The organism is Ferruginibacter sp., assembly GCF_031391665.1.
Lineage (GTDB): Bacteria > Bacteroidota > Bacteroidia > Chitinophagales > Chitinophagaceae > Ferruginibacter.
This window is the reverse complement of the sequence record NZ_JANMUN010000141.1, coordinates 1-14,645: the sequence shown is the minus strand read 5'-3', so window position 1 is coordinate 14,645 and position 14,645 is coordinate 1. Positions and strand designations below refer to the sequence as shown.

Below are 14,645 nucleotides of genomic sequence, written 5' to 3'. Positions count from 1 at the left end.
TATTTGCCAATCGCTGCAAATCCAGAATAAATAAGTTCGAAAATTGTACAGGGAGGACGACACTTTTACATGAACCCTGCCTCTGGCGGGGTTTTTTGTTTTTTACTTCAGGAGCTGTTCTCTTTTTATTTTATTAGTGCTAAAATCAAATGCTTATTAAAAACTATTTTGTTTTTGAATATAAGTTCGAATGGATTTTTATGTCAGCCTGAATTTTCTTTTACTTTTTTCTGCTTTATTTTTTTGATATTAATTCAGCATAATCCATTTATTTTCTTTAATTTTTGATAAAATAAATGTGATTATGAAATATCCTCCGATAAAAAACTATATCAGTGGCAAATTTATTGAAGCATCTTCCACTAAAACAATGGAAGTAATTTCTCCCATTGACGGCAATTTATTGTCAACTGTCCCTATGTCGTCTGCAAAAGATTTAGGTGATGCAGTCAAATCTGCCAAAGCAGCTTTTCCTGCATGGAGCAAAACGCCTATCAAAGAAAGAGTACAGGTTTTTTTCAGATACAAAACTTTATTGGAGAAAAATTTAAAAGAGCTTGCCGAATTATGCAGCGAAGAAAATGGTAAAACCTACAGCGAATCTGTTGCTGAAATTGAAAAATGTATTGAGCTTACTGAATTTGCAACGTCGCTGCCGCAATTAATTACCGGCGAATTGCTGGAAGTAAGTAAAGGAGTAGAATGCAGAACGGAACATGTACCATTGGGTGTGGTTGCATCAATCGTTCCCTTTAATTTTCCAAGTATGGTACCTAACTGGACGATGCCGAATGCTATTGCTTTGGGAAATTGTATGATTATCAAACCATCAGAAAAAGTTCCATTGAGTTGTGGAAGATTGGCAGAACTTTTAAAAGAAGCCGGCCTGCCCGATGGTGTTTTTAATATTGTACATGGCGATGAAGAAATTGTAAATGCCATCTGCGACAATCCGGGTATTGAAGCGGTTTCATTCGTGGGCAGTACAAAAGTTGCAAAAATTGTTTATCAAAGAGCTACATCAAATTATAAAAGATGTTTAGCATTGGGTGGTGCAAAAAATCATCTGATGGTTTTGCCGGATGCCATACCGGGTATGACAGCACAAAATGTTGCCGCCAGTATGAGTGGTTGCGCAGGACAGCGTTGTATGGCAGCCAGCGCCATGATTGGCGTGGGTAATGTTGATGCCATCATTGATAAAATTTGTGATGAAGCCCGAAAAATTATTCCCGGTGAAAATTTAGGTGCTGTAATAAATAAAGCATCGCAGGAACGCATTGAAAAATTTATTGGCGAAGCAGAAAGGGACGGCGCAAAAATTTTAGTAGATGGCCGCAATACAAAAGTAAAAGGAAAAGAAAACGGTACTTATGTAGGCCCCACCGTTATAGATTTTGTTACACCGCAAATGAGTGTGGCTACCGAAGAAATTTTTGGCCCCGTAATTTCTATCATGCGTACCAATACGGTTGATGAAGCCCTGGCCATTGAAAATGCCAACCCTTACGGCAATGCCGCAAGTGTGTTTACACAAAATGGCGCCATGGCAAGATATATAATTGATAAAGCCAGTGCAGGCATGATTGGTGTTAACGTTGGTGTACCTGTGCCCCGTGAGCCTTTTAGTTTTGGTGGCTGGAACGAAAGTAAATTTGGTGTAGGCGATATTACCGGAAAAAGTTCGATTGAGTTTTGGACGAAGTTGAAGAAGAGTACGGTGAAATGGAATGCAGAGGCGGGAGTGAATTGGATGAGTTGAAACCCCTGTCCCCTAAAGGGGAACTTAGGTGGTTACGCTATAATTCAGAAGTTATTTTATTACAATCGAAGCTTTTTAATTAATAGTTGTGCAAGCCTGAAGGGCTGATATTACTATAGAAAAGAGATTGTAATAATGAAACAGCAAACCCCGAAGGGGTGACATTAGAAAGTAGACATCACCAAAACAAATAATATGCCTGGTACATTTTCTCAAATTTACATTCAATATGTTTTTGCAGTTAAGGGCAGAGAGAATATGATTAAACCGGCTTTTCAGGAAGAATTGTATAAATACATTGCCGGAATTGTGGAAGGCAAAGAACAAAAATCTTTAGCGGTAAATGGTATGCAGGATCATGTTCATGTATTGGTTGGATTAAGGCCAGCTATGAAGATTTCGGATTTGATAAGAGATATTAAAAATAATTCCAGCAATTTTATTAATGATAGAGATTTTTTAAAACAAAAATTTTCTTGGCAGGAAGGTTATGGTGCGTTTTCTTATTCTCAGTCTAATTTTGGAAATGTTATTGATTATATTAAAAATCAAAAAGAACATCATAAAAAGAAAATATTCAAACAGGAATATATGGGGTTTTTAAAAAAGTTTGATATTCCATTTGAAGAAAAATATTTGTTTGAATTTTATGATTGAGGAGGGATGATGATGTTATAGATTGATGCAGGTTTTTTTAATGTCACCCCTTCGGGGTTAGCGTATTATTTACAATGAGTTTCTATATTAATTACACCCCTTCGGGGTTGGAGTTTAAAGTATATCCTTTTTGTAGTTATGACATCCCTTGGGATTTAAAACGAATGTGTTTTGAATTTGATATTGCTAACTTTAATAAACCAAGCCTGAAAGGCTGAAATTAATATAGTAATAGAATTGAATGGTGGTGAAAACCCCGAAGGGGTGACATTAGTAAAGTAAAACATCTTAAATAAAACACAATTAAAGCTCAGTAAAGATATACTGTACAAGAGTGTCCTTCGTTTCACTCAGGATAAACTCTGCCAATGAAGTAAAATAGAAATTCTTTAGCTGGGTTCAAAAAAAATAAAGTTATGAGTACAAAAACATTATCCGAAGCAACACAAATTATTCAGGACAATCTGGATTACACCTTATTTAGCTGGAGCAAACAAAAAGGTATTGCCCCCATTGCGGTAAAACATGCCGAAGGGGTTTATTTATATGACTACGATGATAAACGTTACATCGATTTTTCCTCGGGGTTGATGAATGTAAACATTGGCCATGGCAACCAGCGGGTAACCGATGCAGTGGTAAAGCAAATGCAGGAAGTAAGTTATGTAACGCCGAGTTGTGTTACTAAAGTTCGTGGAGAGTTGGGAAAAAAATTAGCCTCCGTAACACCCGAAGGTTTAAATAAAACTTTGTTTACGGTGTGTGGTGCAACAGCAATAGAAAATGCAATAAAGCTGGCAAGGTTATACACCGGCCGCCATAAAATAATTACCAAGTACCGTGCATTTCATGGCGCAAGTTATGGTGCTATGACAGCAGGCGGCGACCCAAGAAAATTACCGGCCGATAGTCAGCAGGCACCCAACTTTGTGCATGTGGAAGATCCGTTTTGTTACCGCTGCCCGTTTGGACAAACCTTTGGAAAATGCAATTACGAATGTGCCAGCCATGTAGAAAGAGTGATTGATTTTGAAGGTCCCGAAAATGTGGCCGCCATTTTAATGGAAGGCGAAAGTGGCAGCAGCGGTTGTATAAAATATCCGCCTGATTATTTTAAAAAGATACGGGCTATCTGCGATAAGCATGGCATTTTATTAATTGTGGATGAAGTGATGAGTGGCTTTGGAAGAACAGGCAAATGGTTTGGTATAGATAATCATGGAGTAATACCGGATATGATTGCAACAGCAAAGGGATTGACATCTGGCTATCTACCTTTTGGAGCTTTGATTGTGAGTGATAAAATTGCCGCAGCGTATGATGATAAGCCATTAATGCTTGGCTTAACTTACAGTGCACATGCCGTGGGCTGTGCGGCAGCGTTAGAAGTGCTGAAAATTTATGAAGATGAAAATATGATTGCCAATGCAGCAGTGATGGGAAAATATATAGAGCAGCGGGTGGAGGAAATGAAAGCCATACATCCTTCCATTGGCGATTTTAGAAATACCGGTTTATTAGGTTGTATAGAACTGGTAAAAAACAGAACCACTAAAGAGCCCATGGCAACATTTAATGCCAGGCCTAATGAAATGGAAATCATGAATAAAGTGGCTGCAAAAATTAAAGAGCTGGGAATGTACACATTTGTACGCTGGAATTATATTTTTATTGCACCACCACTTTGTATTACCAAAGATCAAATTGACGAAGGGTTAGCAATCATCAGTGAAGCGATAAAAATTGCGGATGAAAATACACACAACCCCTCCTAACCTCCCCAGCGGGGAGGAACAATCCAGGAGTTAAATATTTTAATGTGTTGGCTGAGTTACAGAGTAAAGGAATCATTGATGATTATTTAATTAACTGATGAAATGCTTAATTACAAATGTCAATAGAAAATCAACAGCCTGGCCTCCCTCTCATTGGGAGAGGGAACGAGGATGAGGCTTCTCTTCTCAACGAAGACTTAGCACCCATTCCTCTAGAGAAAAGAACATGGGGTACCTGGAATTATGCAGCACTTTGGATAAGTATGAGTTTGTGCATACCCACGTACATGCTTGCCAGCTCACTCATACAGGGCGGCATGAACTGGTGGCAATCTATCCTTACTATTTTTTTGGGCAATGCCATTGTATTAATACCAATGATTTTAAACGGACATGCAGGTGCAAAATATGGCATTCCATTTCCGGTGTTGGCAAGAGCAAGTTTTGGTACAAAGGGTGCCAATATTCCTGCAATGTTGAGAGCCATTGTTGCCTGTGGTTGGTTTGGTATTCAAACATGGATCGGCGGTGCATCGCTCTATAATATTTTACGGGCATGGAATCCTTCGTTGGAAGAAATAAATCTTAGTGGGCTTTTTCCACAGGCATTACCATTAATATGTTTTTTTATTTTTTGGTTGCTCAATATGTTTATTGTTTACCTGGGTGTAGAAAGCATAAAAAAATTATTGGTATTTAAAGCTATCTTTTTACCAGTTGCTGCATTGGCATTATTATTCTGGGCCATTACAGCAGCAAAAGGTTTGGGGCCAATATTAAGTCAGCCCTCAAAATTTACAGACACACCTTCTTTTTTTAAATTCTTTTTTCCTGCGTTAACTGGCATGGTTGGTTTTTGGGCAACGCTCTCTTTAAACATTCCCGATTTTACACGGTATGCAAAAAATCAAAAAGCACAAATCAATGGACAAATAATTGGCCTTGCACCCAGCATGACCTTGTTTGCATTTATTGGTGTAGTGGTAACTTCTGCCACAGCAATAATTTATGGCAGCACCGAATGGGATATTGTAAAACTGGCCGGCCGTTTCGAAAATAAAATGATGGTGAGCTTTGCTATGATCGGGATTATTATTTCTACACTGGCAACAAATATTGCAGCAAATATTGTAAGCCCTGCAAATGATTTTTCTAATTTGTCTCCCAGTAAAATAAATTTTAAAACAGGCGGTTACATCACCGGCATCATTGGTATTTTAATTTTTCCCTGGAAATTAATTGCCAGCCCAGATGGATATATTTTTACCTGGCTGGTGGCGTACTCCAGTTTGTTGGGGCCTGTTGGCGGCATTATGATTGCTGATTATTTTTTTATAAGAAATAAAAATTTAGTGGCTGATGATTTGTATAAACATGGCGGCAGTTACAGTTATGGCAATGGGTTTAATTCAAACGCAATTATTGCATTACTCTGTGGCATTCTGCCCAATGTTCCCGGGTTTTTATTGCAGATAAAAGTAGTTTCATCAACTGCATTTCCTCAATGGATTTCGGAGTTGTATCATTATGCCTGGTTTGTTGGGTTTATTGTTAGCGGAATTGTTTATCTTTTATTAATGAAGAATAATAAGCGCTGAGAAAAAGAGAAGCAGATACTACGGTGAGTAACTCTGCGAAAACTCATTATCTCTTTTTCTCTGCGTTAAAAAAAGTAACATGAGCAGCATCTTAATCAAAAACGCAAACATCATCACTGCTACTGATAATTATGTAGCTGATATTTTTATTGATGGTGAAACTATCAAAACGATTGGAAAAGACTTGCAAGTAGTAGCAGATAAAGTAATTGATGCCTCCGGCAAATTAGTTTTCCCAGGCGGTATAGATCCGCATGTACATTTAGATATGCCTTTCATGGGCACCTACTCCTCCGATAATTATGAAACCGGCACAAGGGCCGCATTGTTTGGCGGCACCACAATGGTTATAGATTTTATCTTACAAAAACAAGGCAACAGTTTGCATGCGGCTTTGGATGAATGGAAAAGCAGGAGCGATAATAATTGCGTAGGCGATTACAGTTTTCACATGGCTGTTACCGATTTTAATGACGATACAAAAACAGAAATAAAAGATTTTATTGAAATAGAAGGCATTACTTCTTTTAAAACTTTTATGGCATACAAAGGTGCATTAATGATTGACGACCGGCAGATGATTGGCCTGATGGAAGAAGTAAAAAAACACGGCGGTTTGATTAACGTACATGCCACCAATGGCGACATGATTGATTACCTCACACAAAAACATCGGGGTGAAGGAAAACTTTCTCCGCTCTATCATTATCTTTCTCAGCCGGAAGTAACCGAAGCCGAAGCAAGCGAACGTTTTGTAGATATGAGTAACTATACCGGTTGCCCCGGTTATATTGTTCACCTCACCTGCGAGGGCGCATTGAATGCCGTACGCAATGCAACAAAAAGAAATCAAAAAGTATTTGTAGAAACCTGTATTCAATATTTAATTTTAGATGCATCGTTGTACGAAAATAATTTCGAAGGAGCCAAATGGGTAATGAGTCCGCCGCTGAGAGAAAAGAAAGATCAGCAAACTTTATGGGCAGGAATTAATCAGGGTCTTGTTCAGGTTGTGGCAACAGATCATTGCCCTTTTAAATGGGAGCAAAAATTAATGGGTAAAGATGATTTTAGTAAAATACCCAACGGTCATCCTGCAATAGAAAACCGGATGGAATTATTATTCAGCGAAGGCGTTGCAAAAAATAAAATCACTTTAAATAAATATGTTGAAGTAGTCTGTACTAATCCTGCAAAAATATTTGGCATGTTTCCTCGCAAGGGCACCATTGCCGTGGGCAGCGATGCAGACCTTGTAATTTTTGACCCGAAAGAAAAACATACCCTATCTGCTGCAACTCATCACATGAATGTAGATTACAGTGGTTATGAAGGATGGGAAGTAACGGGTAAAGTAAAAACAGTTTTGCTACGGGGACAAGTGGCCATTGAAAATAATGAATGCAAAATTGAAAAAGGATTTGGTAAATTTATAAAACGAAATAAAGTAGAAGGAAAAATATAGAATCTAAAGTTTTCTCAAATTTGAATTAAATAAAAAACAAAACATAATCTCCTCCATTTCCCCCTTTAGGGGATAGGGGCAAATTTTTTACTATGCCAAGAATTATTAAATCAGGACTCATCCAAATGTCTTTACCCAAAACAGAAGGCGAAGGCACCATTAAAGAAATTGTTGATGCCATGGTGCAAAAACATATTCCGTTAATTGAAGAAGCCGGAAAAAAAGGTGTGCAAATTTTATGTTTGCAGGAAATTTTTAACACACCCTATTTTTGCCCAGGGCAAGATAAAAAATGGTACGAGAGTGCAGAAACTGTTCCTGGTCCTACAACAGATTTGATGGCCACGTATGCAAAAAAATACAACATGGTCATCATTGTTCCGGTGTACGAAAAAGAGCAGGCGGGAGTGTTATACAATACCGCCGCAGTAATAGATGCCGATGGAACATACCTGGGCAAGTACAGAAAAAATCATATTCCGCATACTTCAGGTTTTTGGGAAAAATTTTTCTTTAAGCCCGGAAACCTTGGCTATCCTGTGTTTCAAACAAAGTATGCAAAGGTTGGTGTGTACATTTGCTACGATCGCCACTTTCCTGATGGCGCAAGATGTTTAGGATTGAATGGCGCCGAAATAGTTTACAATCCCTCTGCAACTGTTGCCGGCCTTTCACAATATTTATGGAAGCTGGAGCAACCTGCACACGCTGCAGCCAACGGATATTTTATGGGCTGCATCAATCGTGTGGGTGAAGAAAAACCCTGGAACCTCGGTAAGTTTTATGGCAGCAGTTATTTTGTTGATCCACGTGGCCAAATTTTTGCACAGGCCAGCGAAGACAAAGACGAATTATTAATTGCCGATTTTGATTTGGATATGATTGAAGAAGTTAGAAGTGTATGGCAATTTTTTAGAGACAGAAGGCCGGAAACTTATGGGAAGTTGACGGAATTGTAGAAGCCCCATCCTATCCTTCCCCAAAGGGGAAGAGATAAGTAGAAGATTAAAGTAAAGATTGTGTTTTGTTTTTTTGATACCAGCATTTGTTTTTTATGGCATCATCGTTGCGTCGCAATCCTTTCGTCGGCATACCAATATTGAACTTTTATCTAAGCGTATAAATTAATTACAGTTCATGGCAATTTTAAATAACAGGTTAACAAACGAACAATACGCCGAAAACTTCAGCGATATTCATCCGCCGTTTGAAACATACAATGCGGCACAGGTAGAAGCTAACCGTTGTTTATTTTGTTACGATGCACCTTGTATTAAAAGTTGCCCTACCGGAATTAACGTGCCTAAATTCATCAAACAAATTGTTACCGATAATATTAAAGGCAGTGCCCACACTATTTTTCTATCCAATATTATGGGAGCCGGTTGCAGTAAAGTTTGTCCGGTAGAAAAATTATGCGAAGGCAGTTGTGTGTTTAATTTAATGGACGAACCTCCCATTCCAATTGCAAAATTGCAACGCTATTCAACAGAAATAGCTATGAAGAACAATTGGCAATTGTTCAAAAGAAAACAATTAGAAACTTCAAATAACTCCCCTTCAAGGGATGGGGGCAAAGTTGCTATTGTAGGTGCCGGCCCTGCAGGTTTAAGTTGTGCTCATGTATTAAGCAGAGAAGGTATTGATGTTACCATTTATGAAAAAGAAAGTAAAGGCGGCGGATTAATGACGTACGGAATTGCAGCTTATAAAGTAACGCCGCAATTTTGCGAAGACGAAGTGAATTATATTTTATCAATCGGCGGAATAGAAATTAAATACAACCAGGAGTTAGGAAAGAATATTTCTCTTGCTGAATTACAAAAAAAATATGACGCTGTATATATTGGTATTGGTGTGGGTTTGGCAAGGCAATTAGATATTCCCGGTGAAGATTTGGAAGGCGTGGAAGATGCGATAAAATTTATTTACGATGTAAGAGATAAAGGATTTCCTGCAATACCCGTAGGTGATAAAGTTGCAGTAATTGGTATGGGTATGACAGCTATTGACGCCGCCACACAGGCAAAACGTTTAGGTGCAAAAGAAGTAACGATGCTGTACAGAAGAACCCAGCAGGAAATGCCGTGCACACAACATGAACTGGATATTGCAATGCTGGATGGATGTAAAATAATCTGGTTGGCTGCACCAAAAGAATTAACCGGAGTTAAAGGAAAAGTAACACAAATCATTTGCAACGTAATGCAACTCGGCGAGCCCGATGCAAGCGGCAGAAGAAGCCCCGAAGAAACCGGTGAAACATTTTCATTAGAAGTAGATATGGTAATTAAGGCCGCAGGACAAATGCCTTTTGAACAATTAATAATGGATAATGGATTACTAAATAATAAAGGAAAGATTGTAATTAATAATTGTACGACAAATATTAAAGGTGTGTTTGCAGGCGGCGATGCAGTGAATGGTGGTAAAGAAGTGGTAGATGCGGTGCAGGCGGGAAAGGATGGCGCTGCAGCAATTCTAAACTATATTATTCACGCCAAGACACAAAGTTAAGAAGACGCAAACATGCTTACTGAAAACGAAATATCTAAATTAGTTGTTGACTTGTGTTTCAAAATACATAAGCAATATGGGCCAGGTTTATTTGAAAGCGTTTACGAAGAAATATTTTGTTACGAATGGAGTAAAAATGGAATTCCATTTACAAGGCAACAAGGGATTTCTCTATTACACGAAGAAATAAAATTAGACATTGGTTTTAGAGCTGATATAATAATTGATAACAAGGTAATTATTGAATTAAAATCAATTGAAACTTTAGCGCCTGTCCATTACAAACAATTATTGACTTATTTAAAATTAACGAATTTGAAATTGGGCTTACTTATAAATTTTAAAGTAAACCTTATTAAAGATGGTATGCACCGAATTGTAAATAACTTATAAAACTTAGCGCCTTGGCTCCTTAGCGTCTTTGCGTAAAAAAAATGGCAAACATATCTTCAAACTTCCTCGGCATAAAATCTCCCAACCCATTTTGGTTGGCCAGTGCGCCGCCTACCGATAAAAAATATAATGTGCTCCGTGCTTTTGAAGCCGGCTGGGGCGGTGTGGTTTGGAAAACTTTGGGCAGCCAGGTAAAAAATGTTTCCTCAAGATATTCTGCTGTAGATTATGGCGGACAAAGAGTAATGGGGTTTAATAATATTGAACTCATCAGCGACCGGCCGCTGGAAATAAATTTAAAAGAAATTGCAGAGTGTGTAAAATTATTTCCCGACAGGGCCATGATTATTTCACTGATGGCCGACAATGATAAAAACAGCTGGCACGAATTAATAAAAAAGTGTGAAGATACCGGTGCACATGGTTTTGAATTAAACTTTGGTTGTCCGCATGGTATGACGGAACGTGGCATGGGCGCCGCCGTGGGGCAAGACCCTGAGATTGCCTGCATGGTAGTTGAGTGGGTAATGGAAAAAGCAACGCTGCCGGTAATAACAAAACTTACACCCAATGTACATTCAGTAGTACCAACCGGAAGATCGGTGGTAAAAGCAGGAACGAATGCATTATCATTGATTAATACCATTCAATCAATAACAGGTGTGGATTTAGATACGCTGGTACCCAATCCTTATGTAGCAGGAAAAAGTGTTTTTGGCGGCTACTGCGGACCGGCAGTTAAACCCATTGCATTAAAATTTTTAACCACCATTGCACAGGATGAGTTAACAAAAAAAGTTCCGATAAGCGGCATTGGAGGAATAAGTACCTGGAAAGATGCAGTAGAATTTATGTTGCTTGGTGCCACTAACGTACAGGTGTGCACCGCTGCAATGAAACATGGGTTTAGAATTGTGGAAGATATGATTGAAGGATTAAACAACTGGATGGATGAAAAAGGTTTTAAAACACTGGAAGATTTTATTGGCAAATCCGTTGATACTATTACGCATTGGGAAGACCTGGATATCAACTATCACCACATTGCAAAAATAAACCAGGATAAATGTATCCACTGTGGCTTGTGTTATATTGCCTGCGAAGACACTTCTCATCAATCCATCAATTTACAATTTGGTAAACCTTACAACACGTACACCATTAAAGAAGAAGAATGCGTAGGCTGTAATTTATGTGAACTCGTTTGCCCCGTTGATGATTGCATTACCATGGAAGAACACCGTGTGGCACCCGAATATTTAAACTGGGTAGAGTTTCAAAAAAAGGGATTGCCGTTGAATGATCATTAATAGTTACGCTTTAATAATTAATAGCAGAAATATTCAGCTATTAATTTCTTTTTTTCAATTATTTACCTTTTCTTTATTCTTAAACCAAAACGTACTGTTATGAAAAAAATCATGCTGAGTATTATTTCAATACTCCTGTTCTCCACAATTTTATTTGCAAAAGGCACTAAAGATTCTCTGTCACTTGCTGTTGAAAGGCAGCAAAAATTGGTGGATTCTATTGACAATGCGATGAAGTATGAAACCGGTATAATTGCTTTATCTAATGGTATTGCTAAATTAAATGTGCCGCCGGGATTTAAATATTTAAATGCAGCGCAAAGTAATTATGTATTAACTGACGTGTGGGGTAACCCGCCGCAAACCGGTGTTTTGGGAATGATATTTCCGGAAAGCTCCGGTCCGTTTGGAGAAAAATCTTATGCTTTTATTATTACTTACGACCCAATGGGATTTGTAAAAGATGAAGATGCTGATAAAACCAATTACGACGACTTGCTGAAAAATATGCAAAAGGAAGAGGTGGAAGAAAACAAAAGCAGGACTGCACAGGGCTATCCGGCAATAAATATGACGGGTTGGGCATCAAAACCATTTTACGATAAAACTAATAAGGTGTTGCACTGGGCAAAAAATTTGCATTTTGCCGGGCAGGATGAAAATACTTTAAACTACGAAGTACGTATTTTAGGAAGAAAAGGTGTGTTGTCAATGAATGCCGTTGCATCAATGAACGAACTGGATTCTGTAAAAAAAGATATCGATAAAGTATTGGCTATACCGTCATTTACCGAAGGCAATACATACAAAGATTTTGATTCTAAAACTGATAATGTTGCCGCATGGACAATCGGCGGTTTAGTAGCCGGTAAAGTTTTATTAAAAGTAGGTTTTTGGGCAGTGTTGAGTAAATTTTTTCTTGCTGCATGGAAATTTATTTTAATAGGCGTTATTGCAGTATGGGCAGGTGTTAAAAAGTTTTTTGGTAAAAAGCCATTAGTAGAAGAAGATCATTCTGTAAGTTAACCATAACTAAAATAATGAATAAAAGGGAGGCATCGCAGCCTTCCTTTTTATTTGCATCATAATTCTGTTTTAATATCCTGCTTAGTTATACCTTGCAGCCCAACACAAGCAAGCATGATTACATTAGAATACTTTAGCAGCGATGATTTTACACAGCTGATTGAATGGATAAAAGACGAAGAAACATTAATGAACTGGTCTGGGGGGTTATTCAGTTTTCCGCTTAAACCAAAAAGTTTAGAATGGTACATGGAGGATGTAAATGACATCAGCAACTCCGAGGCATTTGTTTATAAAGCCATTGATGATGAAACAGGAAATGTTATTGGGCATATATCTTTAGGCGGCATCAGCAAAAAAAATAAAGCAGGGCGTATAACAAGAGTTTTAGTTGATCCCACGCAACAGGGCAAAGGGTATTGCCGCCAAATGGTAAGTGCGGTTTTAAAAATTGGGTTTAACGATCTGCACCTGCACCGCATTGCTTTAGGCGTGTACGATTTTAATAAAGCCGCTATCAGTTGTTATAAAAAAGCCGGCCTTGTAATTGAGGGTACCAACCGTGATTGTTTATTATTTAAAGGTCAGTGGTGGAGTTTAACAGAGATGAGTATTTTGGAAGAGGAGTGGAGAGATGAGGCGGAATAAAAAATGCTTTGCATTTTAATTTTTTTGGACTAACATTTATTTTTTATAGCAGCATCGTTGTGTCACTCACTTGTACCGCATATCATTGGTGAACTTTAATTGTGTTTTCCTGAAAATAAATTGACATCAATTTATTTTCAGATTGAGAACTTGTATATATTTGTGTGCCTGTACCATTTAAAAAATACTTCATGAAACTATTTCTAACTCTAACTTTTATTATTCTCACAATTTCAAGTCATGCTCAAATTAATGATACTTTCCAACGAGTAAAGTATTCAAAAGGGAATTACGCTATTGAATATCCATCTGACTGGAAAATTGATACTTCAAGATTGAATGGAATAGAGCTTGCTATTTTTTCACCCCAAGAAAATGATACAGATAGGTTTAGTGAAAATGTAAATCTAATCATTCAAGATTTGATTGGTCAAAATATGGATCTGGAAAAATATGCACAAATTTCTGAAAACCAAATAAGGAAAAATGCGATAGATTTAAAGGACTTTAATGCAATTAAAATGAGGAGTGGCTCAAGTGAGTATTACAAGTTAACTTTTGAAATGGAATATGGAATTTTTAAACTAAAAACTCAACAGTATTATTTCATTAAAGACGAAAAAGCTTTTGTAATTACTTTTAGTTCTGAGAAAGGCAAATTAGGAACCATTGGACAAATGATTTTAGACTCTTTTTTATTTACAAAGTAAAAGGATCTCTTTCCCATGTTTCGTGTCACAAGAAACATTTCTAATACTGTTTTTTGTAAATGCCGTTTTCGTCTTCCTTCAGCATAGTAATTATCTCTTCATCACTAATTTCAAACTTGGGGTGTTTGTCAGCAATTTCAATCATTTTTAAACCGGCAAAATATTTTTTACTGATGTCATTAATATCCAATACAACTTTCTTTTTTTTGTAAGATTGTCTTGTATTGTTTTTTAATTTACCTGTAGTAATACTCTTCTCTTTTCCAGATATATATTCAGAAAAACGTTGGTTACTTTTTTTCATACAACCTATTTTAATTTTACCTCAACACTTCTCCAACGCCCCCAAAATATCTCCCAAAATATCATCCACATGTTCCAGCCCAACAGAAATGCGAATTAAGCCCGGAGTAATATTTACGGCCAATCTTTCTTCTTCGGTAAGCTTAGCATGTGTGGTACTTGCAGGGTGAGAAGCAATACTCCTGGTATCGCCAAGGTTAGCAGTAAGCGATAACATTTTTAAATTGTTTAAAAATGCACGGCCACTTTCTAAACCACCACTTAAATTAAAACTAATTAATCCGCCGCCATTTTTCATTTGCTTAACAGCAATGGCGTGTTGCGGATGGCTTTGTAAAAAAGGATATTTCAGCCAGCTTATTTTCGCATGGCCTTCCAATGCTTTTGCAATATGCAGTGCATTGCTGGCATGCCGCTCCATGCGTACATCTAATGTTTCTAAACTTTTACTAAGCACCCATGCATTAAAAGGCGATAAGGC

Annotated in this window: 14 protein-coding genes; 12 read left to right on the top strand and 2 right to left on the bottom strand. The window is 37.6% G+C overall.

All coding sequences use genetic code 11. The features are described 5' to 3' along the window. Positions 1 to 304 precede the first annotated feature (304 nt). From ACY651_RS09990 to ACY651_RS09935, 12 genes are all read left to right on the top strand, one after another. The gene (locus ACY651_RS09990) at positions 305 to 1,762 is read left to right on the top strand and encodes a CoA-acylating methylmalonate-semialdehyde dehydrogenase (protein ID WP_462252245.1); all 1,458 of its coding nucleotides are present in this window, start codon (positions 305 to 307) and stop codon (positions 1,760 to 1,762) included. 195 nt (positions 1,763 to 1,957) lie between these two features. Further along, the gene (tnpA, locus tag ACY651_RS09985) at positions 1,958 to 2,419 is read left to right on the top strand and encodes an IS200/IS605 family transposase (protein ID WP_462252243.1); all 462 of its coding nucleotides are present in this window, start codon (positions 1,958 to 1,960) and stop codon (positions 2,417 to 2,419) included. Positions 2,420 to 2,835: 416 nt separating this feature from the next. Further along, positions 2,836 to 4,194, top strand: coding sequence for an aminotransferase class III-fold pyridoxal phosphate-dependent enzyme (locus ACY651_RS09980; protein WP_462252241.1), 1,359 nt, complete (start codon positions 2,836 to 2,838; stop codon positions 4,192 to 4,194). Positions 4,195 to 4,310: 116 nt separating this feature from the next. After that, the gene (locus ACY651_RS09975) at positions 4,311 to 5,792 is read left to right on the top strand and encodes an NCS1 family nucleobase:cation symporter-1 (protein ID WP_462252239.1); all 1,482 of its coding nucleotides are present in this window, start codon (positions 4,311 to 4,313) and stop codon (positions 5,790 to 5,792) included. Between the two features lie 79 nt (positions 5,793 to 5,871). Next, positions 5,872 to 7,257: a dihydropyrimidinase gene (hydA, locus tag ACY651_RS09970; RefSeq protein ID WP_462252237.1), complete on the top strand. Its 1,386-nt coding sequence runs from the start codon at positions 5,872 to 5,874 to the stop codon at positions 7,255 to 7,257. Positions 7,258 to 7,349: 92 nt separating this feature from the next. Next, complete coding sequence (locus ACY651_RS09965; protein ID WP_462252235.1) at positions 7,350 to 8,216, top strand: nitrilase-related carbon-nitrogen hydrolase; 867 nt, start codon at positions 7,350 to 7,352, stop codon at positions 8,214 to 8,216. Positions 8,217 to 8,394: 178 nt separating this feature from the next. After that, the gene (locus ACY651_RS09960) at positions 8,395 to 9,774 is read left to right on the top strand and encodes an NAD(P)-dependent oxidoreductase (RefSeq protein ID WP_462252233.1); all 1,380 of its coding nucleotides are present in this window, start codon (positions 8,395 to 8,397) and stop codon (positions 9,772 to 9,774) included. 12 nt (positions 9,775 to 9,786) lie between these two features. Further along, positions 9,787 to 10,167 carry a GxxExxY protein gene (locus ACY651_RS09955; protein ID WP_462252231.1) on the top strand — a complete coding sequence of 127 codons (381 nt, stop codon included), beginning with the start codon at positions 9,787 to 9,789 and terminating at the stop codon, positions 10,165 to 10,167. 41 nt (positions 10,168 to 10,208) lie between these two features. After that, entirely contained in the window at positions 10,209 to 11,477 is a 1,269-nt protein-coding gene (gene preA, locus ACY651_RS09950) for an NAD-dependent dihydropyrimidine dehydrogenase subunit PreA (protein ID WP_462252229.1), read from the top strand. 99 nt (positions 11,478 to 11,576) lie between these two features. Next, positions 11,577 to 12,503 carry a DUF2167 domain-containing protein gene (locus ACY651_RS09945; protein ID WP_462252227.1) on the top strand — a complete coding sequence of 309 codons (927 nt, stop codon included), beginning with the start codon at positions 11,577 to 11,579 and terminating at the stop codon, positions 12,501 to 12,503. A 114-nt stretch (positions 12,504 to 12,617) separates the two neighbouring features. Continuing rightward, the gene (locus ACY651_RS09940; RefSeq protein WP_462252225.1) at positions 12,618 to 13,151 is read left to right on the top strand and encodes a GNAT family N-acetyltransferase; all 534 of its coding nucleotides are present in this window, start codon (positions 12,618 to 12,620) and stop codon (positions 13,149 to 13,151) included. A gap of 191 nt (positions 13,152 to 13,342) precedes the next feature. Next, complete coding sequence (locus tag ACY651_RS09935) at positions 13,343 to 13,861, top strand: hypothetical protein (RefSeq protein WP_462252223.1); 519 nt, start codon at positions 13,343 to 13,345, stop codon at positions 13,859 to 13,861. A 40-nt stretch (positions 13,862 to 13,901) separates the two neighbouring features. Here ACY651_RS09935 and ACY651_RS09930 read toward each other — a convergent pair whose 3' ends face one another. Together ACY651_RS09930 and ACY651_RS09925 are read right to left on the bottom strand one after the other, a co-directional pair. Further along, a complete protein-coding gene (locus ACY651_RS09930) occupies positions 13,902 to 14,165 on the bottom strand; it encodes a hypothetical protein (protein WP_462252221.1) in 264 nt (87 codons plus the stop codon). A 21-nt stretch (positions 14,166 to 14,186) separates the two neighbouring features. Then, positions 14,187 to 14,645 (bottom strand): PLP-dependent transferase (locus tag ACY651_RS09925; protein WP_462252219.1); only part of this gene is annotated, 459 nt, incomplete at its 5' end.